The 2831-nt window shown below is 50.9% G+C and carries 2 protein-coding genes; both read right to left on the bottom strand.

The window, feature by feature from the left end; all coding sequences use genetic code 11:
• Positions 1–1952: CoA-binding protein (locus tag ACTHUM_RS11160; protein WP_440402899.1), on the bottom strand; the 1952-nt coding region annotated here is incomplete at its 3' end.
• Between the two features lie 55 nt (positions 1953–2007).
• Positions 2008–2831: HAMP domain-containing sensor histidine kinase (locus ACTHUM_RS11155; protein WP_440402898.1), on the bottom strand; the 824-nt coding region annotated here is incomplete at its 5' end.

The raw sequence follows: 2831 nt of genomic DNA, 5'->3' as shown, positions 1-2831 counted from the left end.
AATTTTTGTTTGGCTTCGGCATCTTCAGGCTCTAATGCACGGATGTGCAGTGTGTTGCCATCGGGCAGGGTAAAGGTATCGGTTTGGCTCGGATAGGGTGCGAGTACGTTTTGTATCTCGGGCGTTTCGGTTTTAGGGTGCAGCAGTTCGGAAGCGGCTTCGCCGGTGTTGCGTAGGAATTCGGCCGCTGCCGGATTTTTTTGTTGGAGGTAGGCGGCGGCGCTTTGCATTTTGGCGGCGGCCTGTTCTAAGGTTTGGACGGCTTTTTTTGGGATTTTGGTTGTTGGTACGGCTGGTTTTTCCACGATTTCGGGAATGATAGTGCTGCTGTATTGGCTGCCGTTGTAGTTGAGGATAATGTCGCCGATATGCTGGTTGTTGTGGATAAGCGTGTTTAGGGAATGCAGGAATTGATTGAGAACGGACGTGTTGTCGAGTTCTGCAAATTGGCTTAAACGCTGGATATCGAGTGTGGTAAATGGAGGTAATGCGGCTTCGGTTTTGCCGTTGTAATGGGCGGAAAGGATGTTGCCGTAAATGGCATGGCGGCTGAATCGAAATTGGACGGCATTGTGTTTTTTGGTTTGGCACGGAGGCAGGTATAGGACTTCCGCCATCAGTTCGGTTTGGCCGGATGCAATGGCTTTATCGATATTTTTGCTTTTAGGTGTTTTCAGACGGCCTGTTTTGGCTGGCGCAGGGATATTTTGCACCTGTTGCAAATAGGCTGTTTGATTGCGGAAATAAAGTGTCAGTAAGGCTTCTTCCGGCGTGTTAAACCGAGTCAGGCCGTCTGAAAAACGATAGCTGACGAGAATGGGCTTGCTGGTTTTTTGTGCCAAATTATTCAGAGTTTGATGAATGCTGTACGCATCCGGCGTATCTGGCGAAATAATGCCGAGCAGGGCTTGAGTATGTGGATTTTGTAATTGTTCGAGCGCTAGACGGTGGATGCGTGCAGGCGTGGGATTGCTGCCGATGCAGCCTTGTCGGATGGATGGGGCATCAGTTGGGAGGTCGAGGGTCAATTCACAGGCATTGGCGGTGCTGCGCAGCCATTCTATCGGCGTGTCGGACAGAATGGTGGGGTTGGTAATGACGGGAATGCCGGAAAGGTGGGCTTTTAAGGCCGCTTCCAGTTCAGCGGTATTGAATACCGGTTGGAAATTGCAATGGTGGCTGAGGCTGCGCAGGATGGCTTTGTCTGTGTCGTCGGTATGGTGTGTGGACAACAGGATAAGCGGAGTGTGGTGTGTAAAGTGACGGATGGCACTGAACAGCTCGCGTTGGTTTTCGGCCGGGTTATAGTGGATCACGGCAACTTTGGTATGGCGATTGTGGCCGAAGCGGTTGAGCCAGTCGGCGGATGTAGTAGGGCTTAGATCATAGTTGAGACTAATGTGGCGCGATACGCCTTGATGCAGTGTGTTCAGCAGGTGGTTGATGTTGCGGCTGACGGTGCTGTGGCCAGTCAGTAACGCGATATGGCCGGCTGGATAGTCGGTTTGGGTGCCGATGTTGAGGTTGAGCGAGGGGAGTTGGATGCCTGCGCTGTTGCACACGGTGATGTTCAATTCGTCACCGTGATATTTTTGAATGATGGAACGGGCGTTTTTACAGGATTCGGGCGGCAGGTTTTCCCAATCTTGAATCAGGATAATGTGGCGCAGGTCTTTTTTGCGGCAAGCTTTGAACAGTGAGTCGTAATGATCGGGCGGGATAACGGCAACAACCAAGTCGGCTTGGCCCGGGATTTTGCTGAGGCTGGAGTAGGAGGGAATGCCTGCGACACTGCTGTGTCGAAGATTGACGGGGGTGATTTTGCCTTGATATGAAGAACCGAGCAGATGGCTGAAAATGCGTTCGCCAAGGCTGTGCGGACGTTCGCTGGCGCCGACGAGGATGATGTGTTCAGGCATGAAGAAGTAGCCGGTTTGGGCAGTTGCGCTCATGATGGTTCCTTATTTGTGTTTTTGGCCGTCTGAAAAGTTTCAGACGGCCTTATTTTTAGACTTCTTTTTTGTCTCCGGCTTTCTTTTTGGGAAGGATGAAACGCATCCTCAGGCCGTTGGGTTTGACATTTTCAGCAATGATTTTACCGCAGTGCTGTTCCATAATGTGCTGCGTCAAGGCAAGCCCTAAACCTGTACCGGGCTTGTGCGCGCTGGAGTCGGCGCGATAAAAGGCAGTGAAAATATGCGGAAGCTGCATTTCGTCCACGCCAGGCCCGTTGTCGGTAACATCGATAATCCAGTTTTTTCCGTCTTGTCCGATATGGGTTTGAATGGTGCTGCCTTCTGGACTGTAATTGATGGCATTGCGGATAACGTTGTCAAAGGCGCGGTATAGATAGCCTTCGTTGGCGCTGACTATGGCATTTTCAGGGATTTTTGGGTCAATGCTCAGGGTAACGCTTTGGTTGTTTTGGTGGGCAATGCTTTGGTTGTCCTCAATCAAATTAGTTAGGAAAGGAACGAGTTTGAGGTTTTCTTTTTCCAAAGGAATATTGGAAGTTTCCAAGCGGGAGAGGGTCAACAATTCACCGACCAGAGTATCCATGCGCACCAGTTCGCCTTCAAGTCGCTTGAGGTATTGCTCTTGTTTTTGCGGCTGAGATTGAATCAGGCCGACAATTGCCTGCATGCGCGCCAGCGGCGAGCGCATTTCATGAGAAACGTGGTGAAGCAGGTGGCGCTCTTTGGCAACAAGTTTTTCAAGCTTTTCGGCCATTTTGTCGAACTGCACGGCAAGATGGGACAATTCGTCGTCACGGTCGTCAACTTGTTGGGAAATGCGGGTTTCGAGTTCGCCGTTGGCTACTCTGTCCATGC

Source organism: Neisseria sp. P0021.S006 (assembly GCF_051956895.1).
Note: the sequence above shows the minus strand (reverse complement) of the source record. Positions and strands in the feature narration are given on the sequence as shown.